Origin of the sequence: Nocardia sp. JW2, from assembly GCF_051843015.1 — a bacterium.
In the GTDB taxonomy this organism is placed as follows: domain Bacteria; phylum Actinomycetota; class Actinomycetes; order Mycobacteriales; family Mycobacteriaceae; genus Nocardia; species Nocardia coubleae.
The window spans coordinates 77,748-99,123 of sequence record NZ_JBPXLK010000003.1; the positions used below are offsets into that span (position 1 = coordinate 77,748).

General features: G+C 67.8%; 24 protein-coding genes and 1 tRNA gene. 12 read left to right on the forward strand and 13 right to left on the reverse strand.

Features of this window, described 5'->3' with window-relative positions; all coding sequences use genetic code 11:
- The first annotated feature begins 200 nt into the window (after nucleotides 1–200).
- The 4 genes from ACSVDM_RS05620 to ACSVDM_RS05635 all read left to right on the forward strand — a co-directional run bounded on the left by ACSVDM_RS05620 (nucleotide 201) and on the right by ACSVDM_RS05635 (nucleotide 1,938).
- The gene (locus ACSVDM_RS05620) at nucleotides 201–755 is read left to right on the forward strand and encodes a hypothetical protein (RefSeq protein WP_439263342.1); all 555 of its coding nucleotides are present in this window, start codon (nucleotides 201–203) and stop codon (nucleotides 753–755) included.
- Between the two features lie 118 nt (nucleotides 756–873).
- Nucleotides 874–1,296, forward strand: coding sequence for a DUF3052 domain-containing protein (locus ACSVDM_RS05625; RefSeq protein ID WP_067487242.1), 423 nt, complete (start codon nucleotides 874–876; stop codon nucleotides 1,294–1,296).
- A 74-nt stretch (nucleotides 1,297–1,370) separates the two neighbouring features.
- Nucleotides 1,371–1,835, forward strand: a complete 465-nt coding sequence (locus tag ACSVDM_RS05630; protein WP_067487241.1) for a peroxiredoxin — start codon at nucleotides 1,371–1,373, stop codon at nucleotides 1,833–1,835.
- A gap of 31 nt (nucleotides 1,836–1,866) precedes the next feature.
- Nucleotides 1,867–1,938: transfer RNA gene (locus ACSVDM_RS05635), tRNA-Val, on the forward strand.
- A gap of 35 nt (nucleotides 1,939–1,973) precedes the next feature.
- Here the strand turns inward: ACSVDM_RS05635 and ligD are convergent.
- Nucleotides 1,974–2,948 (reverse strand): non-homologous end-joining DNA ligase, encoded by a 975-nt coding sequence (gene ligD, locus ACSVDM_RS05640; RefSeq protein WP_439263344.1) that lies wholly within the window; start codon nucleotides 2,946–2,948, stop codon nucleotides 1,974–1,976.
- 78 nt (nucleotides 2,949–3,026) lie between these two features.
- Nucleotides 3,027–3,506 (reverse strand): hypothetical protein, encoded by a 480-nt coding sequence (locus ACSVDM_RS05645; protein ID WP_439263346.1) that lies wholly within the window; start codon nucleotides 3,504–3,506, stop codon nucleotides 3,027–3,029.
- 50 nt (nucleotides 3,507–3,556) lie between these two features.
- Here ACSVDM_RS05645 and ACSVDM_RS05650 point away from each other — a divergent pair, with 50 nt between their 5' ends.
- The gene (locus ACSVDM_RS05650) at nucleotides 3,557–4,459 is read left to right on the forward strand and encodes an aminoglycoside phosphotransferase family protein (protein WP_439263348.1); all 903 of its coding nucleotides are present in this window, start codon (nucleotides 3,557–3,559) and stop codon (nucleotides 4,457–4,459) included.
- Between the two features lie 33 nt (nucleotides 4,460–4,492).
- Here ACSVDM_RS05650 and ACSVDM_RS05655 read toward each other — a convergent pair whose 3' ends face one another.
- The 3 genes from ACSVDM_RS05655 to ACSVDM_RS05665 form a co-directional block, all read right to left on the reverse strand.
- The gene (locus ACSVDM_RS05655) at nucleotides 4,493–4,762 is read right to left on the reverse strand and encodes a hypothetical protein (RefSeq protein WP_439263350.1); all 270 of its coding nucleotides are present in this window, start codon (nucleotides 4,760–4,762) and stop codon (nucleotides 4,493–4,495) included.
- On the reverse strand, nucleotides 4,755–5,312 hold the full coding sequence (locus tag ACSVDM_RS05660) for an RNA polymerase sigma factor (RefSeq protein WP_181697990.1): 558 nt from the start codon (nucleotides 5,310–5,312) through the stop codon (nucleotides 4,755–4,757). Before ACSVDM_RS05660 ends, ACSVDM_RS05655 begins: the two co-directional genes overlap by 8 nt.
- 150 nt (nucleotides 5,313–5,462) lie before the next feature.
- Nucleotides 5,463–6,224 carry a class I SAM-dependent methyltransferase gene (locus ACSVDM_RS05665; protein ID WP_439263352.1) on the reverse strand — a complete coding sequence of 254 codons (762 nt, stop codon included), beginning with the start codon at nucleotides 6,222–6,224 and terminating at the stop codon, nucleotides 5,463–5,465.
- 145 nt (nucleotides 6,225–6,369) lie between these two features.
- Between ACSVDM_RS05665 and ACSVDM_RS05670 the strand changes: the two genes are divergently transcribed.
- Complete coding sequence (locus ACSVDM_RS05670) at nucleotides 6,370–7,257, forward strand: ribonuclease Z (RefSeq protein ID WP_439263354.1); 888 nt, start codon at nucleotides 6,370–6,372, stop codon at nucleotides 7,255–7,257.
- A 25-nt stretch (nucleotides 7,258–7,282) separates the two neighbouring features.
- On the opposite strand, the gene ACSVDM_RS05675 is transcribed toward ACSVDM_RS05670, so the two are convergent.
- Nucleotides 7,283–7,687, reverse strand: coding sequence for a hypothetical protein (locus ACSVDM_RS05675; protein WP_157105051.1), 405 nt, complete (start codon nucleotides 7,685–7,687; stop codon nucleotides 7,283–7,285).
- A gap of 275 nt (nucleotides 7,688–7,962) precedes the next feature.
- On the opposite strand from ACSVDM_RS05675, the gene ACSVDM_RS05680 reads away from it, so the two are divergent.
- On the forward strand, nucleotides 7,963–9,627 hold the full coding sequence (locus tag ACSVDM_RS05680; protein WP_439263356.1) for an ATP-binding cassette domain-containing protein: 1,665 nt from the start codon (nucleotides 7,963–7,965) through the stop codon (nucleotides 9,625–9,627).
- Nucleotides 9,628–9,654: 27 nt separating this feature from the next.
- On the opposite strand, the gene ACSVDM_RS05685 is transcribed toward ACSVDM_RS05680, so the two are convergent.
- Nucleotides 9,655–10,371, reverse strand: coding sequence for a TetR/AcrR family transcriptional regulator (locus ACSVDM_RS05685; protein WP_439263358.1), 717 nt, complete (start codon nucleotides 10,369–10,371; stop codon nucleotides 9,655–9,657).
- A gap of 109 nt (nucleotides 10,372–10,480) precedes the next feature.
- Between ACSVDM_RS05685 and ACSVDM_RS05690 the strand changes: the two genes are divergently transcribed.
- The 3 genes from ACSVDM_RS05690 to ACSVDM_RS05700 are packed head-to-tail and all read left to right on the forward strand — an operon-like array spanning nucleotide 10,481 to nucleotide 12,488.
- A complete protein-coding gene (locus tag ACSVDM_RS05690) occupies nucleotides 10,481–11,341 on the forward strand; it encodes an MFS transporter (protein WP_439263360.1) in 861 nt (286 codons plus the stop codon).
- A complete protein-coding gene (locus ACSVDM_RS05695; protein WP_439263362.1) occupies nucleotides 11,314–11,952 on the forward strand; it encodes an MFS transporter in 639 nt (212 codons plus the stop codon). Before ACSVDM_RS05690 ends, ACSVDM_RS05695 begins: the two co-directional genes overlap by 28 nt.
- Nucleotides 11,949–12,488 (forward strand): hypothetical protein, encoded by a 540-nt coding sequence (locus ACSVDM_RS05700; protein WP_439263364.1) that lies wholly within the window; start codon nucleotides 11,949–11,951, stop codon nucleotides 12,486–12,488. Before ACSVDM_RS05695 ends, ACSVDM_RS05700 begins: the two co-directional genes overlap by 4 nt.
- A 57-nt stretch (nucleotides 12,489–12,545) precedes the next feature.
- Here the strand turns inward: ACSVDM_RS05700 and ACSVDM_RS05705 are convergent, their stop codons facing one another.
- Together ACSVDM_RS05705 and ACSVDM_RS05710 are read right to left on the reverse strand one after the other, a co-directional pair.
- Nucleotides 12,546–13,073, reverse strand: coding sequence for a DUF3145 domain-containing protein (locus tag ACSVDM_RS05705; RefSeq protein WP_067487208.1), 528 nt, complete (start codon nucleotides 13,071–13,073; stop codon nucleotides 12,546–12,548).
- Nucleotides 13,074–13,174: 101 nt separating this feature from the next.
- Nucleotides 13,175–13,990 (reverse strand): serine hydrolase domain-containing protein, encoded by an 816-nt coding sequence (locus ACSVDM_RS05710; protein WP_225281120.1) that lies wholly within the window; start codon nucleotides 13,988–13,990, stop codon nucleotides 13,175–13,177.
- A 31-nt stretch (nucleotides 13,991–14,021) separates the two neighbouring features.
- Between ACSVDM_RS05710 and ACSVDM_RS05715 the strand changes: the two genes are divergently transcribed.
- Nucleotides 14,022–15,218, forward strand: a complete 1,197-nt coding sequence (locus ACSVDM_RS05715) for a serine hydrolase domain-containing protein (protein WP_439263367.1) — start codon at nucleotides 14,022–14,024, stop codon at nucleotides 15,216–15,218.
- Nucleotides 15,219–15,308: 90 nt separating this feature from the next.
- Here the strand turns inward: ACSVDM_RS05715 and aztD are convergent, their stop codons facing one another.
- The 3 genes from aztD to aztB are packed head-to-tail and all read right to left on the reverse strand — an operon-like array spanning nucleotide 15,309 to nucleotide 19,431.
- Nucleotides 15,309–16,469, reverse strand: coding sequence for a zinc metallochaperone AztD (aztD, locus tag ACSVDM_RS05720; RefSeq protein WP_439263369.1), 1,161 nt, complete (start codon nucleotides 16,467–16,469; stop codon nucleotides 15,309–15,311).
- Between the two features lie 23 nt (nucleotides 16,470–16,492).
- A complete protein-coding gene (gene aztC / locus ACSVDM_RS05725; protein WP_439263371.1) occupies nucleotides 16,493–17,461 on the reverse strand; it encodes a zinc ABC transporter substrate-binding protein AztC in 969 nt (322 codons plus the stop codon).
- Nucleotides 17,458–19,431, reverse strand: coding sequence for a zinc ABC transporter permease AztB (gene aztB / locus ACSVDM_RS05730; protein WP_439263373.1), 1,974 nt, complete (start codon nucleotides 19,429–19,431; stop codon nucleotides 17,458–17,460). The genes aztC and aztB overlap by 4 nt, the downstream gene beginning before the upstream one ends.
- A 48-nt stretch (nucleotides 19,432–19,479) precedes the next feature.
- Between aztB and aztA the strand changes: the two genes are divergently transcribed.
- Nucleotides 19,480–20,178, forward strand: a complete 699-nt coding sequence (gene aztA, locus ACSVDM_RS05735; RefSeq protein ID WP_439263375.1) for a zinc ABC transporter ATP-binding protein AztA — start codon at nucleotides 19,480–19,482, stop codon at nucleotides 20,176–20,178.
- On the opposite strand, the gene ACSVDM_RS05740 is transcribed toward aztA, so the two are convergent.
- On the reverse strand, nucleotides 20,157–21,287 hold the full coding sequence (locus tag ACSVDM_RS05740) for an NDMA-dependent alcohol dehydrogenase (RefSeq protein WP_439263377.1): 1,131 nt from the start codon (nucleotides 21,285–21,287) through the stop codon (nucleotides 20,157–20,159). The two genes, aztA and ACSVDM_RS05740, sit on opposite strands and share 22 nt — an antisense overlap.
- Nucleotides 21,288–21,376: the final 89 nt, after the last annotated feature.

The following is a 21,376-nucleotide window of genomic DNA, read 5'->3' on the forward strand; positions in this document are numbered from 1 at the left end:
CCTCGTACTGGGGGCTGAACTGCTTGTCGGCGTCGCGGTCCCCGGGCTTGCCCGCTTGGTGTGCGGAGCACCCGTCTCGAAAGGTTCGGGCGACCCCCATCCTTGCCGAAAGGGTCGCCCAGGTCATCATCTCAGCAGGAAATCCACTAGATTCGCGATGGACCTACCGGTCAGTGAAGTGAGAGGGAACGGGTTCGACGATGAGGGTGCCGCACGCGCGCAGACTCGGGCTGATCTGCGCATCGGTCGCGGTGATCGCCGGTTCGGTGATCGCCGGGTGCGCCCAGCAGGTCACCGGTAACCCGACCACCGACCCCGCCGAAGTCGCCGCCTACAAGACCGAGGCGGCCGCGTCGTCTTCGGCGGCCGCGTCCTCGCGTGCGGCGGCCGCCCGGACCAAGGCCATCGAGGACAACTGCGGGCAATTCCCCACCACCACCGGTGCGGGCGTCACCGCCTACAACGACTTCGTGAAGGCCCACGACGAGAACGCCCCCGACTACGCCGCCAAGCGCGAGGCCGCGGCCGTCGCGCTCGACACCGCCGCGACGGCCGTCGAGTCCGGTGTCGCCGCCGCTGGCGCCCTGCCGACCGAGCTGGCCGACAAGTTCACCGCCTATGTCGTCGCCGCGCGCGAGCTGTCCGCCGAGACGCGGAAGATGACCTACAGCTCCGCGGTCGGCGGTCTCAACGATGCGAGCCGCAAAATCAATCAGGCGCGTACCGAGGTACAACAGGCCTGCCCACGGCGCTGAATTCACGTCGCCGACACGCGGCGTACGGTACCGATTCATCCGATCGGCTTGCGCTGCGGCCGATAACCATGTTCGCTTGCACGTATCTTACTGTCGGCAGTTTAGGGAGGACACCACCGTGGTCGCCGCGGCGGACGCGCAGAACTACGCTCAGAAGCTTGGCATTTCTCACGGCTTGGTTGTTCAGGAATTGGGCTGGGACGAGGACACCGACGACGCATTGCGCGCCGAGATCGAGGAGATCACGGGCGGCGAGATGGTCGACGAAGACTCCGACGAGGTCGTCGACGCCGTCCTGCTGTGGTGGCGAGAAGGTGACGGCGATCTGGCCGACGAGCTGATGGATGCCATCAGCCCGCTGGCCGACGAAGGGTTCATCTGGGTCCTCACCCCCAAAACCGGTCAACCGGGCCATGTCGATCCGAGCGAGATCGCCGAAGCCGCACCCACGGCCGGCCTGACCCAGACATCAACCATCAGCCTCGGCAGCTGGACGGGCTCGCGCCTGGTTCAGCCGAAGGCACCGTCCAAACAGCGCTGAAACCGCCGTTCGCTAAGGTCTCAGCCGGACGAGAACGCTCGGCTGAGACCCGACACGACGACAGGAACTCCCCTATGCCGCTAGAGGTTGGCACTCTCGCGCCGGATTTCACGCTCAAGGACCAGAACAACCAGCCCGTCACCCTGTCGGACTACCGGGGCAAGAAGAATGTCCTGCTGGTGTTCTATCCGCTCGCCTTCACCGGCATCTGCCAGGGTGAGCTGTGCAAGGTGCGTGACGAGCTGCCCAAATTCCAGAACGACGACGCCGAGATCCTCGCGATCTCCGTCGGCCCACCACCCACCCACAAGATCTGGGCGGCCGAACAGGGCTACCTGTTCCCCCTGCTGTCCGATTTCTGGCCGCACGGCGCCGTCGCCCAGGCCTACGACGTCTTCAACGAGAAATCCGGCTACCCGAACCGCGGCACTTTCGTGATCGACAAGTCCGGATACATCACTTTCGCGGAGATGAACGGGCCCGGAGAGGCCCGTGACCAGGCGGCTTGGGAGAAAGCGCTGGCCGCGCTAGATTCATAACCCGACACCGCCGGTCCCACCGGCGATGCAGGGGCGTATAGCTCAGCGGTAGAGCACTGGTTTTACACACCAGCGGTCGGGGGTTCGATCCCCTCTGCGCCCACATCTTGTCGCACACGTTCGGTTCTCATGTCACCGTCAGGTCGGTAGGCCGATCTCCTCGGGTGTCTTGTCGGTGCGGATCCCGCGGAAGCTCGGATGCCGGAGCAGTCCGTCGCCGCTGATCTCGCGGTATTCGATATCGGCGACGAAAACCGGTTCGACCCACCAGGCCGTCCGGGCGACCGGTGCCGGTGGTGGATCGTCGAGTGGTGTCGTCTCGCGGCGCACCTGGTCCAGGGCGGCGCGGAGGCTGCGGCGGGACGCGGCGGTGAAGCCCGTGCCGACTCCGCCGATGCAGCGCAGACGGCCCTCCGGAGTGTGGCCGGCCAAGACGAGGCCGCCGAAGGTCGCGGCATTGGCGCCGTTGCCGGGGACCGCGCCGACGATCACGGCTTCGGTCGTGAGTCGGAGGACGACTTTCGTCCAGGCCGAGGAGCGGCGGCCCGGTTCGTAGATCGAATCGCCGTGCTTGCAGACGATTCCTTCCAACCCGGAGTCCGTCGCCACGCGCAACAGCTCCTCCGCGCTGGTGTCGGTCAGCGACCACATCGGTGGAACCCGCACGCGCGCACCGTCGTCGAGGGTGAGGTCGGCCAGTTCGGCGCGGCGGGTGCGGTAGGAGTCCTCGAACAGCACCTCCTCGTCGACACCGAGCACATCGAAGACGAGATAGTCGACGCGGACCTGCTCGATCAGCGCGGGCGTCGGCCGCTGGACGTGCATGCGCTGTTGCAACCGGGAGAACGAAGGTGCGCCGCGCTCGTCCGGCGCGACGAGTTCGCCGTCGAGCAGCAGGGTGCGTCCATCGGTGATCTCGGTGAGCGCGGCCACGACCTCGGGGTAGGACGCGGTGATGTCGCGCAGGTTCCGGCTCCACAAACTGATCCCCGCCGGGGTGCAATGGGCGATCGCGCGCACGCCGTCCCATTTCATTTCCGCGCACCAGCCGCCTGGCGGCTGCGGTGGCCGTCCGGGTTTGGCCAGCATCGGTGCCGGGACCGTGAACCCCACATGATCAGCCTATTCCCGCCGCTGTCCGGGCTCCGCTCACGCGGCGGATCCTCGGCGCGTCCTACCAGGCCGAATCCGCTATCGACCGGCCGGCAGGGCACGGTGGGCGGCACGGAGGAGGAGGGCTGTCGCGATCGTCGCGCCCGCCAGTCCGGCCATGACGATTCTCGCGATCCAAGGCCCATAACTGATTGCCGCCACGCAGCCGAGCGTCACAAGGACGCCGACAGCGAACAGCATCACAGCTGCCCTGCCGATTCCTGCGGTCTTCCCACGCAGAACCTGCTGGGAGGCGAACAGCAGACCGAGGCCGGCCAGCCCGGGAACGGCACCCACCACGCAGATCATCAGCAGATACGGCGAGTCGAGACCGGACACGATCACCCGCGACGAACAGGCCAGCAGCACCGCTCCGAGCGCACACCCGGCCACACCCGCAGCCCACATTGCTCGCCGCGCATCGGGATCGGCGACATCCGAGGTCCTCGCTCGGACGTCATCGACCTGGCCCATCTCAAACCCCCACGGCAGCGCAATCAGCGACAGGGGCGTAGCCATGCCCCACATCCGACCGTACCGGCCTACGGTGAACCCGTGGAGGCACCGAGTTGACCGAAATCCCCGAGGCTTTCGCGCACGAGACCATCGGACGCGAAGGTGAGCCCGGCCGCGCCTGGATCACCTCGCTCCCCCAACTGCTCGATGATCTGCTGCAACGCTGGTCCTGCCGACCGGACGGACCACTGATGCACGGAAATGTCGGGGTCGTGCTGCCCGTCGCCCACACAGACCACCCGCCCGCGGTCATCAAGGTGTCCTTTCCCCACCCCGGCAACGACTTCGAGGCCGACGCCTTCGACACGTGGAACGGCGCGGGCGCGGTGCGGCTGTTCGAACGCGACACCGCGCACTATGCGATGTTGCTGGAGCGCGCCCCGGGCGGATCGCTGACGGAGGTAACCGACTTCGACGAAGCCGTGACCGCCCTGGGTGAACTGTCGTGGCGGCTGGCCGTCGACGCCCCACCGGCTCTGCCGCGCCTGAGCCGCTTGGTCGCCGAATGGCCGGACGAAATAGCGGCTACCGCAGCAGAAGTGGGCAATCCGCTGCCTGGTCGCGTCATGGCTGCCGCCCTCGCCACTCTGCGAGAGCTCGGCCCGAACCAACCCGAAACGCTCGTCCACGGCGATCTCCACGACGCCAATGTCCTGCGCGGCGACCGCGAGCCCTGGCTGGCGATCGACCCCAAAGGCTACGTCGGTGACCGTGCCTACGACACGATCACCGTGATCCGCAGCTACCGTTTCGCTCCCCTGCTGTTCAGTGCCGACCCGGCGCGTGGCCTCCGGCGCGGCCTCGACATGTATTGCGAGGCAGCCCGGATCGATCGTGAACGGGCACGCCGGTGGGCGCAGGTGCGAGCGGTGCGAGCCGCGCTGTGGGGACGACAGCACGGTGAGCCGGACTGGGTCGTACAGGTCACCGACCGGCTCGCCGAGATGCTCGTCTGATCTCGGCGCAGCCCTTCGCATGGTCGGCGGGTACTACACAGCCGTCTTCGCGACCGTGAGCGTGCACTGCCCGTTGTCGCAGGAGCGGCGGAGTCTTCCCCGGGAGAGAGTTTGGGCGAGGCCGATGGCCCAGCACATCGGGCAGCCACGCAGCGCGACGAGGCCGACGGGTAGCAACAGCAGGCTGATCACGCCGATGAGGGGCAGCAATGCGATCGAGCCGATCAGTGCGCCGAAACCTACGACCCCACGCGTCAGGTGGCGGGGCAGTGACGCGCTGGCGAAGTCGGGTTGGTCAGACATTCTTCCCTCCGGGAGGTGGATCAGGCGGGGCCTGGAGTGCTTGGCGCACCGACGCGCGGGCACGGTGCAGGCGCGATTTCATCGCAGTGGTGCTGAGGCCTAGCGCGTCCGCGACGATGCGTCCGCTGAGGCCCTGGATATCGCGCATGATCAGGACCTGGCGCTGGTCGTCGGGCAGGGTGGCGACGGCGGCCGCCACCCTCGCCGCTTCCAGGCGACGCAGCACTTCGTCCTCGGCGGAGGCCGTCACAGTGACTTCCGCCGGTGGGTGCTGCGGCCTGATCCGCGCCCGCCGCAGGCACTCGTTGCGCACGATCCGGAACATCCACGACGCCAGCGCACCCGAGGCCCGCAACATCCCGATCTTGCGATACAGGATGATGAGAGCTTCCTGGGCGGCGTCCTCCGCGTCTTCCGGTGTGGCACAGAGGGTTCGGGCGAAGCGCTGGATGTTCGGGTAGGAACCCGACACCAGCGCGGCGATCGAATCCACGTCCCCGTCGCGGGCGGAGACGATCAGTTCCTCGGCAGGCCAGCGCGAGTCAGTCACGCCCGGCCCGTTTGCGGCGCAGGGCGTACACGCACGTGCACATCAACACCAGGCCGACGACGATTCCGGTTCCGATGATCACAACAACCTCCGTTTCGTCCCCGCACGGTGCGCGGACACCTATAAGAGGTGCGAGACGCGAAAAAGGATTCACGGCCGTTTCGCGGTGACAATCCACGCTAGCGAATCGAACAGCACGCCCTGGTCGGTCTCGTGCGCGGCGAGCACCTCCCGCAGCCGTGCGCGGGCTCGCTCCCCCTCGGCGGGTTCGAGGTTGTCGAGTGAGGTTCGGAGTCCGTCGAGCAGGCGCAGGTTGCGGTAGGCGGCGTCGCCGTCGGCACCCAGATACACCGGTTCGTGCACGTCGGCGAAGGCGATGTCGACGAAACCCGCTGCGGTCAGGACGGATTCGGTGACCCCGGGGTCAGCCAGCGAGAACGGGCCCGGCCCTGGCTTCGCCATCGACGCGACGATATCGCTGCGGAACACCGTCACCCACTCGTTGTGCTCACTCCCTTGCCACACCATCACCACCAACCGCCCACCCGGCCGCAATGCTCGCCCGATATTGCGGAACGCCGCAACGGGATCGACGAAGAACATCACCCCGAACCGGCTGATGCACAGATCGAACGCCCCGGCGGCGAAGGGATGACCCTGAGCATCGGCAACCTCGAACCCGACATTGCCAAGCCCTTCCTCCACGCTGATCCGCCGAGCCTGTTCGACCATCACCGCCGACACGTCGACCCCGAGCACCTCCCCCTCCACAGCGTCCCGCGCCGCCTCCCGCGTCGTACCGCCGGCACCACACCCGATATCGAGCACCCGATCCCGCACCCCCACCCCCGCCGCCGCCCGCAGATGCACATTGTGCAACCGCAACTCAGCGTCGTAATCGAACAGTTCCATCCCGACCTCCACCGAGTGTGCGTCCGGCACCATCACACCACCCGCGTCCGACCCCTGCGACCATCACCAGCGATTTCGCCGTCAACCGCCCGCACTGCCCGCGAATCGACGTGACAGTGGGGGCGGGAGCGGCGAGGATGGGGCGATGTCGACACGGGAGTTGATCGTCCTCGGGACGGCGGGGGCGGTGCCGACTCGTCGCCGCAATCACAACGGGTATCTGTTGCGGTGGGATGGGCGGGGTGTGCTGTTCGACCCGGGTGAGGGGACGCAGCGGCAGATGGCGCATGCGGGGGCTTCGGCTACCGAATTGCACTGGTTGTGTGTGACCCATTTCCATGGGGATCATTCGCTCGGCGTGCCGGGGATCGTGCAGCGGCTGGGTCGCGACGGCGTTCCGCACGATGTGCACGCCGTTTTCCCGGCCGAGGGCATCGAGTACTGGGAGCGGCTGAAGTTCGCGACGAGCTACTACGGCTCGCCCAGTCTCGTCGAACATCCGGTGAGCGGTGCGGGAGAAACGTTGCAGGGCAATGGTTTCACTCTGACCGCCCTGCCGCTGTCGCACAGCATCCCCACCTACGGATACCGTCTGGCCGAACCGGACGGTCGCACATTCCTGCCCGAGAAATTGCGCGAACACGGGATCTCCGGTGCCGCCGTGCGGGAGCTGTCGGGCCCGTTGCTCGAGGAGTGTTCGGCGCCGAGACCTGGACAGAAGGTCGCCTTCGTGATGGATACCCGCCTGTGCGACAACGTCTTCGAGCTGGCGGCTGATGTGGACATGCTCATCATCGAATCCACTTTTTTGGATTCGGAAACCGAGCAGGCACACGAACGCGGGCACCTCACCGCACGTCAGGCGGGCGAGGTCGCCCGTGCGTGTGGGGTGAGAACACTTGTGCTCACCCACTTCTCGGAGCGCTACACCGCCGCCGACGATCGAACGTTCCTGGAGCAGGCCGACTTTCCCGGCGCCGCCCTCGCCCACGACCTCGATCGCATCCCCCTTCCGGCCCGCCGCACTCCATGAACGGTGGATCCGGAAGGCTGCCCGGCTAGAAGCTGCCGGTTGAAGGCATCGAGCTCGGCACGTTCACGGTGACCAGTTCGGAGAACGCGAACTCGGCACCGTTGACGCACCCACCGCGCGCGGTGATCGTGGAACCGGGCTCGAGCCCCTCGAGCGAGGTGGTGACCGTTTCGCCCGCATCGGCCAGCGACTCCGGCGAACCGTTACCGAAGAACGCGTGGTTGTTCTCGGGTCCGATCCCGGCCTCGGCCCAGCACTGTCCCCGGTCGTTCGGGTTGTGCAGGGTGGCGGTGACGGTGCCCGCGGCGGTGCCGGTGAAGGTCACCTGCGGGGCGACGAACGGCGTCGCCGCACCGGCGGGTGCGATGGACCCGAAGGCCACGGTGGCCGAGGCGGCCAGTACGAAAGCTGCGGAAATTCGTCTGTTCATCACATGTTTGATGGTGCCGCACAACACTTTTCGGCACAAGGAAACCGTGGCCACCACAACTGGGGTCTGGCCGTGCCGGAAATCTCGTTGGCAGCGCGGGCACGGATCGGTATCGTCGCTGAGGTGTATACAGGCACCGCGATGATGAAGCCTTGGTCGCTCCGCTGACGGCGGCGACCGGCATTCCATCCCTCTTCTGACGCCGCCGTCCCGGGTCATCCGCTGGGCGGTTTCCTTGCGCTGCCCGGCTCCTTTCTCGAGCCGCGGAGTTCTCTGTGCCTACTTCTCCTTCCCTGCCCGCTGGTGCGCATGCCCATATCCGGGCCGCATCCGTCCACGTCACGCTCGGTTCACGCCCGGTGCTGACCGACGTCTCCGTCACCGTCTCCGCACGTTCGCGCTTGGCGATCGTCGGCGAGAACGGGCGTGGCAAGACCACCTTGCTGCATGTTCTCGCCGGTCTACTGAACCCTGACAGCGGTTCGGTCAGCCGGGTCGGCACCGTCGGCGTCGCCGAGCAGAACATCACCGTTCGCGCGGGCGAGACGGTCGGCGATCTGGTCACCGAAACCATCGAACCGGCCCAGCGTGCCCTGCGCGATCTGGACGCCGCCACCCTGCTGCTCACCGAGGACGCACCGGGCGCCGACGACGCCTACGCCGCAGCCCTGGATGCCGCGACCAGACTCGACGCCTGGGACGCCGAACGGCGCGTCGACATCGCCCTGGCCGCCTTGGACGCCTGCACCGACCGATCCCGCCCGCTGTCGACATTGTCGGTGGGACAACGCTATCGGGTCCGCCTGGCCTGCCTGCTCGGCGCGACCAACGACATCCTGCTCCTGGACGAACCGACGAACCACCTCGACCGCGCGGGCCTCGACTTCCTCACCGACCGCCTGCGCGCCCACCCCGGCGGCCTGGTCGTCGTCAGCCACGACCGCGCCCTGTTGCGCGCGGTCGCCCAGGAGTTCCTCGATCTCGACCCCAGCCCCGACGGCCGCCCTCAGCTTTTCGCCGGTGGTTATGCCGGTTGGCAGGAGGGCCGACGCCGTGCTCGAGACCGTTGGGAACACGACTACGAAGAACAACTCGCCGAACGCGCACGACTGCGGGAGGCGGTGGACGGTGCCCGCGACCGGCTCAACACCGGGTGGCGCCCGGACAAGGGCCACGGCAAGCATCAGCGTCAATCACGAGCCCCCGGCCTGGTCCAGATGCTGAAACGCCGTCAGTCGGACCTCGACGCCCACACCATCACAGTCCCGGAACCCCCACTGCGCCTGCGCTTTCCAGAACTCCCGGTCCGCCGAGGAACACCGGCACTGCGGTGCGAAGGCATCACCGTCCCCGGCCGCCTGAACGCACCGATCGACCTGACTCTCAACGCAGGCGACCGCCTCCTGATCACCGGCCCCAACGGCGCGGGCAAATCCACCCTCCTCGCGGCCCTGGCCGGAACGCTTGCCCCAGCCACGGGTGCTGTCCATCCCCCCAGCACGACGCGCATCGCGCTGCTCGGACAGGAAGTACCCGAATGGGACCCCACCGCGACAGCGGGCGACATCTACGCCCGGCACACCCTGGACGGCGCCCGCTCCCTCACCAGCTTCGGCCTGCTGGAGAAACAAGCACACCGCACGCCCCTCGGTCGCCTCTCACAGGGCCAGCAACGCCGCCTCCACCTGGCCATCGAATTGGCCGCCGATCCCACGGTCCTGCTCTGCGACGAACCGACGAACCACCTTTCGACGGCCCTGGTCGACGACCTGACCACCGCCCTCACGACCACCCCCATCACCGTCGTGGTCGCCACTCACGACCGTCAGATGCTCGCCGACCTGGCGGATTGGCCCCGCCTGCGACTACCCGACGCGGCCGGCGAGGAGGTGCCCGAGGACCCACCGCATCGACACGCGGTACGGGTCGAGGTGCGGTGACCCCTCACCGCCGCCGGCGACGCCTTCTCAGCGGGGCAGTTTCGTGGCGATGCCGTCGAGTAAGCAGTCCAGCCCGAAACGGAACTGCCACTCGGCGGTGTCCTGGTTGGACCCGCCGACGAGGTAGTCGACCAGGTGGGGGTGGCGGCCGGTGGCGGTGAGTTCGGCCATGTAGGGGTGGTAGGCGCTGCGGACGTCGTCGTCGCTGGTCCAGCCGCGGCGCGCCATCGACTGGCGTTGGGCGACCTCTGCGGCGGCCGCGCCGTGGGTGAACGCGGTGACGCCCGCGAGCATCGCCATTTTCGCGTCGACATCGGCATCGACTGTGTCCATGGAGGCGAGGACCTGCTCGGCGATATCGGCCATGCGTGGGGTGAGTACGCCGGGCAGGCGCGCGAAGATCTGCACGAGCCAGGGGTGACGCAAGGTGATCTCGCGGACCTGTTCGGCGTAGGCCTGCAAGGTTTCCCGCCAGTTGCCCGCCGTGACGGGCAGGGTGACGTCGGCGTGGACGGTGTCAACCATCAGCTCGAAGAGGTCGTCCTTGCCGGAGATGTAGCGGTAGGGCGCCATCGCGGTGACGCCTAGGTGCTCGGCGAGTTTGCGCATGGACAGGGCATCGAGACCGTGCAGGTCGGCCATTTCGATGGCGGCGGCCGCGAGGCGGTCATGGCTCAGCGGAGCGCGTTGCTCGGCGGGCGACCGACCGAGTCGCTCCCAGATGGTCCCATCCGCTTTCGCCAAGGCTCACTCCTTAGGGGTCGCTGTCCGGCCCACCCTAACAGTCTTGTGTACACCGCAATCTGAGGTCTACATTGTAGACACAGTCTACGTCGTACACAGGAGTTTGGGCATGTCGATCGAACCCGCCACCACACTGGAGAAGGGTCCTCCCGCCCGGATATTCGCCGCGATGAGCGGGCTGGTGATCGCCTTCCTCGTCGCCAATCTCGACTTCACCATCGTCGGCACCGCGCTGCCCGCCATCGCGGGCGAACTGGGCGAGCTCGCGGATTTGTCGCTGGTCGTCACCTCGTTCGCGCTCACCACGGCGGTGACCACACCGATCTGGGGCAAACTCGGCGACCTCTACGACCGCAAGAACGTCTTCATCGCCGCGTTCACGATCTTCCTGATCGGGTCGGCGTTGTGTGGTGCGGCGCGGAACATGCCGCAGCTCATCGGGTTTCGCGCGCTTCAGGGTCTGGGTGCGGGTGGGTTGCTCGTCGGCGGGATAGCGATCGTCGGCGTGCTGTTCCCGCCGCGACAGCGGGCGAAGGTGCAGGGGCTGATGGCGGTCATCATGCCGCTCGCCATCGTGAGCGGGCCGCTGATCGGCGGGTGGTGCGCCGACAGCATCGGGTGGCGGTGGGCGTTCTACCTGAACCTGCCGCTCGGCGCGGTGGCCTTGATCCTGCTGGTGACGCAGCTGCGGTTGCCGCCGAGCACCCGAGATTCCGTGCGCGTGGACGTGGTCGGGATGGCGGCGCTCAGCGTGTGCATCGTCGGTATCACCGTGCTCGCCTCGGCAGGCGGCCGCACGTGGGCGTGGGCCTCGCTTCCGGTGCTGCTGCTGTTGCTGGTCACGACTGCCGGTGCGGTGTTCTTCTGCGCTGGGAGCGGCGGGCGAGCGATCCTGTGGTTCCGCCGCAACTGTTCGGCCATCGAAATTTCACGATCGCCGTGGTGCTCGGTTTCCTCAGCGGCCTGGTGATGTTCGGCGCGGTGACGTTCCTGCCGCTCTATCAGCAGATCGCGCAGGGCCGTTCGGCCACCGGATCCGGGCTGCTCATGCTGCCGTTGCTCGGCGGGATGCTGGTCGTGGCTCCCCTGGTCGGGGCGGCGGTGTCGAGGAGCGGGCGGTTCCGGGTGTATCCGGTTGTCGGCGCGGCGGCGATGACCCTCGGCATGGCTGTGCTGGCGTCACTGGACGTCGACAGCGGATGGTTCCCGATGGTCGCCGGAATGCTGGCGACGGGTGCGGGCATGGGGTGTTTCATGCAACTCACCATTGTCATCGCGCAGAACAGTGTCGGCCTCGACGACATCGGCGCGGCAGGCGCCACCGCCATGCTGGCCCACAATCTCGGTAATTCCCTCGGCATTTCCCTGCTCGGCGCACTCTACGCACGACACCTGACCGGGCTGCCCCACCTCCAGCACACCGATCTCACGACTCTCCCCGAACCGGTCCGCGACGCTCTGCGCGCCCCGGTCACCGCAGGCGTCACCGACGCCTTCCTGGTTGCGGGTCTGTGCGCTGCCCTCGCCTTCGTCGTCGCCTGCTTCCTGCGCGACGACCTCACCGATATGGAGCAACGATGAACCACCCCGATCCCGCCGGTATCGTCCTCAGCCGCCACCAGGTCGACGACCCCGAACACCAGCAATCCATGGCGGCACGGCTCGCCGAACGCGACCTCCCACCCGGACTGGCCGCCCTCACCGTTCTCCTCGACCTGCGCGGCACCGCCGTACTCACCCAGGAACTCTGGACGACCCCGCCCACTGCCACCACCGTGTTCCGCCCCCGCCACAGCCTGATCTTCGACCCCGACGGCACCCCCGCCTGCACGGTCGTCACCACCTTCACCTTCCCGACCGACCGTGATGCCGCGGTCTGGACCGACCTCCTCGCCGAAGCACTCCGCTCCCGCCCCGTCGAAGGCCTCCTCGGCCAGCACCTCTCGACGCACGGCGATTCGGTCCTCAACTGCTCCGACTGGACCGTCCCGGAAGCGCATCAGGCCTTCATCGAGAACACCCCGGACACAGCCGCATGGCACCGAGTGAGCAACTATCCCGGCCTCACTCATGGCCCCGGCGCACGCTGTCGCATCTACTGCCCCAGCGAGTTCTGATCGAAGATGCTGGGACAAGGTGTGTGACGGCCTCGGAACAGAGGCCGGAATGCGGACTCAGCCGACGTGGCGGCGCAGCCAGGTGACTTCGGCGCCGGTGCAGTCGGTGCCCTGACGGAAGGCTTCGAGGTCCTCGTCCCAGGCGGTGCCGAGGGCACGGTCGATTTCGGCGCCGAGGTCGAAGGTGCTCAGTTCGGTGGCGGCTTGGAGGAGGGCGCGTAATCGCATCTCGCCGAGCATCACGTCGCCGTTGGCGCCGGTGGAACCGTGCCAGAGGCCGAGGGCGGGAACGAAACTGTAGCGTTCGCCGTCCACGCCTTCGCTGGGGTCCTCGGTGACTTCGAACCGCAGGACCGGCCAGGCACGCAATGATTGGGCTATCCGGGCGGCGGTTCCGACGGGGCCGATCCAGTCGCCGCTGGCGCGCAGCTGTCCGTCGGCGGGCTGCGCGGTCCAGCGCAGTTTCGCCGGCGTGGACAGCGCGGTGGACAGTGCCCATTCGATGTGCGGGCACAACGCGGCGGGCGAGGAGTGGATGTAGACCACACCTGCCGTCGCGTCAGCGAACTGACTCGATGCGCGCACTACCAACACCTCCAGCCTCGACAAGGAGCGTCTTCCCCAACGGTCCGTCGGACTGGTGTGGTGCGAGTGTAGGCGAAGTGAGCGATGTTGCGGGTGTTACCTCACTGCGTGTTATGTGTCTCTGCGATCACGGAATCACTAAATTTCGGCCACGCGGTTCTTGCCCAGTCGCCGAAATTCTCGTCGCTCAAACCGATCGTGGCTACCCCTATTTCGGGGTCGACCCACAGGAACGTCCCGGACTGACCGAAGTGCCCGTAGGTGCGCGGCGAATTGGAATGACCGGTCCAGTGCGGGGTTTTCCCGTCGCGGATTTCGAAGCCGAGACCCCAGTCGTTGGGCCGCTGGGAGCCGTATCCGGGCAGTACTCCGTCGCGGTCGGGGAATTGCACGGAGGTGGCCTCGTCGAGTGTTTGCCGAGATATCAATTCGGGTGTCAGCAACTCGGTGGCGAATAGCGTCAGGTCACGAAGGCTCGCGCGTCCCGCATGCCCCGCCGACCCTTCCAGAACCGCGTCGCGCATGCCGAGTGGTTCGAATACCGCCTCGTGCAGATAGTCCGGAAAGTGGATGCCCGTGCTTTCGGTGAGGAAATCGGCGAGTAGTTCGAATCCGGCACTCGAGTAGATGCGGCGGGCACCCGGTTTCGCGATCACCTCCGGTGTGGCGAAGGCCACACCGGAGGTGTGGGCCAGCAGATGACGCACGGTCGATCCGGGCGGGCCCGCGGGCTGATCCAGTTCGATCGCGCCCTCCTCGACGGCGACCAGGGCCGCGTAGGCGACGAGGGGCTTGGTGACCGAAGCCAGCCGGAACACCCGGTCGAGTTCACCCGTGGTGTGGACCCCGTCGACGGTGACCACGGCAGCTGCGGCGTGCGCCACCGGCCACTGCTGAACCTGCTCCAACGAACGCATATCCGGCAGCGTAGCTACGATCGACGACACCATGAGTCCCGCACCATCAGTTCACGGCGACGTGGCGGCCGGTTTCGGCCCTGTCGCCGATGCTTTCCGCCGCAACTTCACCTCCCACGGCGAGATCGGCGCCGCCGTCGCGGTCTACGCGGGCAGCGAACCGCTGGTCGACCTGTGGGCGGGTCATCGCGACCGCGCGCGTGCGGTTGCCTGGGAGCGCGACACGATCGTCCCGGTGTTCTCGTCGTCGAAGGGCATGTCGGCGTTCACCATCGCCACCGCCGTCTCGCGCGGACTCCTGGACTACGACGCCCCGGTCGCGAAGTACTGGCCGGAGTTCGCCGCGCACGGCAAGGACCGGATCACCGTGCGCCAGCTGATCGACCACCAGGCCGGCCTGTCGGGCCTGGACCGGGTCGTGAAGCTCAGCGAACTCGGTGACCGCGAGAGCCTGGCCGACCTGCTCGCCGCTCAGAAGCCGACATGGGAACCGGGAACCCGGCACGGCTATCACGCGCTCACCCTCGGCCTCTACCAGAGCGAATTGCTGCGCCGCGTGGATCCGGCGGGGCGCAGTCTCGGTCGTTTCTTCGCCGAGGAGATCGCGGCACCGGTGGGCGCCGACCTGTTCATCGGGCTACCCGAAGACGAGTCCCTGGACCGCGTCGCCCAGCTGTCGGCGACCAAGGGCCTCGACATCCTGCGCTACGAACTCGCCGACATCCCGCTACGTATCGGCGCGGAGGTGTACGCCAAACGCGGGCATTCCTATGCGGCGCTGACCAATCCGCGCCCCGGCGCCCCCGCCCGCGCCACTCGTCGCGAATTCCTCGGCATCGAATGGCCCGGCATGAACGGCGTCGGCAACGCCCGCGCGCTGGCCCGCGTCTACGGCGCGGCGGCCGGACGCACCGGCGCGCTCCCCCTCAGCGACGATGTCCTCGACCTACTCGCCGCCCCGGCCGTCGACTCCGTCCCCGCCGCCGACCTGGTCCTGCACACCAAGAGCCGCTACCACCTGGGCTTCCGCAAATCGCGCGGAAGTTTCCGCTTCGGCTCCGACAAACGCGCCTACGGCACAACCGGCCTCGGTGGCTCCTTCGGATTCGCCGACCCCACAACAGGTCTCGGCTTCGGCTACACCATGAACCGCCTCGGCATGGCCATCCTCGACGACGTCCGCAGCCGCAACCTCCGCACCGCCGTCCTCGACTGCGCCACACGCTGAACCCGGACAGACGATCACCACGCTCTGGTGGCGGCATCGGTCGAGAGCCGAACGCCACCAGAGCGTGGTGATCTTGATCGCGAGGACCCGCTAGTGGGCGGAGACCCCGTTGATCTCGTTGGGCGCGGCGGGAAGGGTGACCGACTGGGTGATCTTGCCTTCGGCGAGGTCGACGCGGTGGACCTGCTTGGTCGCCGGTTCGGTGACGTAGGCGATGCCGTCGCGAACGTAGAGCGTCGGGCGCGCGTCCTGCCATTCGAGCGGTTCCTGCCAGGCACCGGTCACCGGGATCGTGCGGGTGACCACGCCCGCGACCGGGTCGATGACGTGGAGCTTGCCGTCGGTACCGAGCACGAGCGCCTCACCCTGCGGGCCGCGGCCCAGCGAACGGAAGGAGTAGCTGGTGCCGATGTCGACCAGGCGCAGGCTACCGTCGACGGTGTTCACCAGCGAGATCTTGGTCGGCCGTTCGAGTTCGGCCTCCTTGTCCTGCTTGTAGTCACCGAGCACGATCGGGGAGGCTTCGCTGCCCGACATGTTGCCGATGCGGCCGTAGGGGGTCGGGCTGGTCACCTTGGTGATCTTGCTGTCGCGGTAGACCACGGCACCGGTCTGGCAGCCCACCACCACGGCCTCGTTCTGGGCGGTGGCCTCACCGTGGACACCGGGGCAGTCCTCGTTGCGGGCGATCTCCTTGCGGTCCTTATCGAGCGCGACGAGACCCACCCGCGCATCCTCGGTCCCGAGGGTGACCAGCAGGTTCCCGTTGCTCAGTTCGACGGCGACACCGTGGTGGGCGGCGGCCGCCTTGTACACCTCGGTGGGCTTGCCGCTGTCGATCTTGTCGGTGTCGACGACGGTCACCTCACCGGTTCCGTCGGCGAACAGCACGGTCTTGCCCGCGTGCCGCACGACGTGGCCGGGCTTGTTCGCGGCGTACTCGGTGCCGGTGAATTCCGCCTTGTCGGCGTCGAACACCCGGAAGCTGTCCTTGACGGTCACCATCAGGTGGTCGTCGTCGCCCGCGGGGTTGAGCCGGTTGAAGCCCTCGAGCTTCACCTCGCCTTCCTGGGCGAGCGTCAGGCCGTCGAGGACGTAGATGCCGCCGTCGTAAGTGAGGGCGATCGGTTCGGCACCCGGGGCGTGGTCGTGGGTTTCGGCGTCGTCGCTACCGCAACCGCTGAGCGCTACCACCGAGGCGAGCGCCCCGGACATGGCCACCATCGTGGTGGCCCGTGACCGACTGTGCATGTCGTGCTCCATCTCTTGTTGAACTACGTTGTCGGCCCGGATAAACCGCGGGCGATGGCTTCGGTGTTGGCGCGCGCCATCTCGAGATAGGTCGCGGCGCCGCCGCCTGGTTCGGTGAGCGATTCGGTGTGCAGGGCGGCGACCTGCACCTGCAGGCCCGCATGCTCGGCCAGGACACGCGAAAGGCGGTCGGGCGCGGCCGAATCGGCGAAGATCGTGTGCACCCCGGCGGTGCGGATGGCGGTGGCGAGGTCGTCGAGATCCGAGGCGCTCGGGGACGCGAGGGTGGTGCCGCTGGGGATGACGGCGCCGATCACGGTGAACCCGAATCGCTGTGCGAGATAACCGAAGACGTGGTGGTCGGTGACCAACTGCCTGCGTTCGGGCGGGATCGCCGCGAACCGGTCGGTCATCCACCGGTCCAGTTGGTCGAGTTCGCTCACGTAGCGGGCGGTGTTGGCGCGCACGGTGTCGGCGTCGATGCCGTCGACCCGCGCGATGACTTCGGCGCTGATCGCCTCGACGGCTTTGCGCACCCGCGCCGGGTCGGTCCAGAAGTGCGGGTCGGGCTGACCGGCGGATTCGTCGGAGGTGTAGGTGATCGGGTCGGTCCGCTCGGCCACCGCCAACGTCGGCACACCTGCCGACGCGGCCGCCTGCACATGCCGGGCCACGCCTTCCTCCAGGCCGAGGCCGTTGTGCACGACCAGCGCCGATCGTTCGATATCGGCGGCCTGACGTGCGGAGATGCCGAACGAATGAGGGTCGGTCCCCGCTTGCATCAGCACCGTCACCTCGGCGGTGTCGCCGACGACGGCCTTGGTCAGGTCACCGAGAATGTTGGTGGTCACCATGATTCCGCTGCGGTCGCCGCCGGTGCCGCACGCGGTGATCGACGCGAGGAGCGCGATCACGACGAGCGCCAGACCCACGACGCGAGGAGCGCCCCCGAAACCGTTGGTACGGTTGCCGATTCGTGCTTCGTGACTCACAGGCCCGTCTCCACCATCAGTCCGGGCGCGATGTCCGAGGGGAACGTGCGCGCGATTCGGAGGTTGTCGTTGTAGGCGACCTCGAGAACGGCTCGGCCGCCGAGGTCGTTGATGTAGGCACGGTTCGGGTCGACCCGGATCACCGGTTCACCCTCGACCGGGCCGGTCAGTGCGACACGTGCGGTCTCCGAACCGGTTTCGGGGTCGAGGCCGTGCAGCACACCGTCCCGGGTGAGGACGAGCACCGCGGACCCCTCACCGGCCGTGTTCACCGCGACCGCGTCAGCGATCGGGGTGTGCTTCCAGGTCTTCTTGCGGACGTCGAGGGTCCACACACCGGTGCGTCCGGCGAGCGCGGTCAGTGTCGTGCTGCCGGGTCGATGAGTGAACGCGGTCGCCCGATCGGCGCCAGGCTCGGGGTAGGCGACCTTCTCGGCGACGAACGCACCGTCACGCTGGGCGACGATCAAAGCTCCATCGGCGCAACCGAATACGACTCCACGCCGGGTGACGGCCTGACCGCGCGGCTGCGGGCACGCGCCGGCCAAGGGCTCGCCAGCCGCACCGTCGCGCCCGCGCACATCCACTCGTCCCGTGCCGTCGGCGACGATCAGCTTCTCGCCGTACGGCAGCGCGATGCCGTCGATCCGGTGCGGCTCACGGACCTGCCCGTCACCGAGCGCCACCCGATCGAAGACCAGTGCGGCGCCGGATTCGAGCACCACCGCGGACACCGCTGGATCACCATGTGCGGCAACAATTTCGCCGGATTCCGGGATGCTGCCGACTTCGCGCACCGGGGCGCTGTAGTAGTGGCGGTGATCGGCGTGGTCGACGGTCCATCCTCCGCTGTCGACCACCCGCACCGATCCACCGGTGCTCAGGAATCCGAACCGACCGTCGCCGACCAGGGCCGAGGCCGCTGGTGCAGCGGTATTTTCGTGTCCGGCGAGCGTGGTGACCTGCTCGGTCAGCAGATCGATCACCCTGATGTCACCGGTGGCCGGATCGCTCACGACCAGCCGGGTCTGCGCCTCGCTCATCTCCTCGGCTCCGGCGACATACCCGTGCGGCGGCTCCTCGACGATCACCGGTTCGGTCGCAGTACACCCGGCCACCGACACCGCGGCCAACGCGGCGACACCGACCTTCCCGAACCGCTCCCGCAGCGCCGAGACGACCGCCGACACGAAGAACGATCCGACCGCGACGGCGGCGATCGTCGCCCCGGCCGCCGTACCCGCGTGCCACGAGACGACAAGCCCGGCAGCGGTGGAGAACCCGCCGATCAGGGCGGCGAGCACCATCACCACCGGGATCCGGTCCGACCAGTACACGGCGGCGGCGGGCGGCGCGATGAGCAGCCCGAACACCAGCAGCGTGCCGACCACGTGGAAGGAGGCGACGATGGCCAGGGTCACCAGACCGACGAGCGCGACGTGCGCCGCCTTCGGGTGCAACCCGAGCGTGTGCGCCTTGCGCGGATCGAAGGTCAGCGCGACGAAAGCCCGGTGCCCGAGCACGGCGACAACCAGCGCGAGACCGACGGCGGCAACGAGGTACCACAGGTCGACAGTGCGCACCGCGAGCACATCACCGAACAGGAATCCGGTGAGGTCGACGGCGAAGGACTGCGAACGCGACACGATGATCACACCGGCCGCGAGCATCCCGACGAACAGCAGCCCGATCGCGGTATCGGCCGCGAACCGCTTGCTCCGCGACAGCACCGACACACCGAAGGCCATTGCGGTGCAACTGATCGCGGCGCCGACGATCAGATTGCCGCCGAGCAGCGCCGCCACCGCGACACCCGGCAGCATGCCGTGCGCCATCGCGTCACCGAGAAAAGCCATGCCGCGCACCACCACCCACGTTCCGGCGAGGGCGCACACGCAGGACACCAGCAGTCCGCCCCACAGCGCCCGCTGCACGAATGCCACCTCGAACGGGGCGATCAGCCACTCCATGGCAACGGACGATATACTGAAAACGATTATCGTTTCAAACGAGGTGAGATGCAACACACAGCAGACCCGACGATCCGTATCGAGGACGTCACCGCCGGCTACGGCCGGATGCCCGTGCTGTCAGAGGTGACGGCGTCGATCCCGCGCGGACAGGTGACCGCGATCGTCGGACCCAACGGTTCGGGGAAATCGACGCTGCTCGGCGTCCTGGCGGGCACGGTGCCCGTCCGGTCGGGCACGGTGCACCGCGAGACCACGCGGCGACCGGCATTCGTGGTGCAGCACACCGCGATTCCCGCGGCGCTACCGATGACGGTGCGCGAGGCGGTGGCGATGGGGCGCTGGGCGCATCGGGGATTGTGGCGGCGGCTCACGAAGGCCGACCGCGAGATCGCGCGGGCCTGCCTGGAGCGGATGGACCTCACCGCCCTGGCGACACGGCGCCTGGACACGCTCTCGGGCGGTCAGCGCCAGCGCACACTTCTGGCCCAGGCGTTGGCGCAAGAGTCCGATCTGGTCCTGCTCGACGAGCCGGCGACCGGACTGGACGACGCCGCGCGCGCCGAGATCTCGGGTGCGCTCACCGAGATCGCGGCCGACGGGGTCACCGTGGTGCAGGCAACCCACGACCCAGCCGAGGCGGCACGTGCCGATCATTGCCTGCAGATGCGCGACGGCAGAATCCTCGCCGGGGGCTCACCCGGCGAGGTACTGGGAATCGTCGGTTACCAGTCGGCTTCGGTGTAGCGGATGATCCCGCGAATGTTCTTGCCGTCCAGCATGTCCCGGTAGCCCTGGTTGATCTCCTCGAGGGAGTAGCTCCGGGTGACCATGTCGTCGAGATTGAGCTGACCGGCCTTGTACAGCGACAGCAGCCGCGGCGCGTCCTGGCGGGCGTTGCCGCCGCCGAAGATGCAGCCCTTCACCGTCTTCTGCAGCATCGAGAGCAGGAAGCTGTTCATCTTCACCTCGCCCGCGTCCATGCGGCCCATGGCGGTGACGACGAGCGTGCCCGCCTTGCCGGTGAGGATCAGACCCTCCTCGACGTAGTCGCCGTGCATCTCACCCATGGTGAGGATGACCTTCTCGGCCATCCGGCCCTCGGTGGCATCCATCAGCGGCATGATCGCGGCGGCCATGCTCTCGTAGGTGTGGGTGGCGCCGAACTTCTGCGCCTGCTCGCGCTTCCACGGATTCGGGTCGATGGCGACGACCTTCGACGCGCCACTGAGCACCGCACCCTGCAGCGCGCTCATGCCGACGCCGCCGATGCCCGCGATCACCACGGTCTCGCCCGGCCGCACCTGCGCCACATGGGTGGACGACCCGAAGCCGGTCGGCACGCCGCACCCGACCAGGCAGGCCACCTCGAACGGAATGGTCGGATCGATCTTGACCACCGAGGTGTGGTGCACCGTCATGTACGGGGCGAAGGTGCCGAGCAGGCACATCGGGATGACGTTCTCGCCGCGCGCCTGGATGCGGTACGTGCCGTCCGAAATCGCCTGTCCCATCAGCAATCCCGCACCCAGGTCACACAGCGCCATATTCCCGGCCACACACGACGGACAACGTCCGCAGGCCGGGATGAACGAAAGGATGACGTGGTCGCCCACGGCCAGATCGCTCGGGCAGTTCGGCCCGAGCTTGGTGATCACACCCGCGCCCTCGTGGCCACCCATCACCGGGTAGCCGGGCATCGGCGTGGCACCGGTGACGATGTGGTGATCGGAGTGGCACATGCCCGCCGTTTCCATGCGGATCTGCACCTCCCCCGACACGGGGTCGCCGACCTCGATCTCCTCGACCGACCATTCCTGGTCGACGCCCCACAGGATCGCGCCCTTCGTCTTCATTACGATCGACCTCTCGCCAAGCAGTGCCTCGTTGTGACTGCTCCCACCCTACGAACTTTCGGCCGATTCTGGAACACGTTCTAGAAATC